Origin of the sequence: Rhizobium ecuadorense (assembly GCF_001187535.1) — a bacterium.
GTDB classification, from domain to species: domain Bacteria; phylum Pseudomonadota; class Alphaproteobacteria; order Rhizobiales; family Rhizobiaceae; genus Rhizobium; species Rhizobium ecuadorense.
In genome coordinates this window covers 1-247 of sequence record NZ_LFIO01000443.1, presented here as the reverse complement: position 1 = coordinate 247, position 247 = coordinate 1, and the positions used below count along the sequence as shown (strand labels likewise).

The window sequence follows — 247 nt, the reverse complement described above, 5'->3', positions numbered from 1 at the left end:
TTCGAGGTCGCCGCCGACCTCCTTGATCATCGCGATCAGCGTTTCCTCCTGCCTTCTGAGCAGCGCCTGTTCCTCCTGTCGCATGACGCAGCGGATATGCGGCACAGGAATGTTCCAGGCATCCCTACGCCTGACGTCGAGCGTGATGCGATTGTCTGCATAGGGCAGCATGCGGCCGAAACCGAAGAAGGCGAGACGTGCATCTGCGTCTGCGGAGATCGGCGCACGGCCGACACTTCCCTGGTAG

1 pseudogene is annotated in these 247 nt (G+C 61.5%); it reads right to left on the bottom strand.

The features are described from left to right. Nucleotides 1-247: pseudogene (locus AF337_RS11065) on the bottom strand (GMC oxidoreductase); the annotation flags it as partial.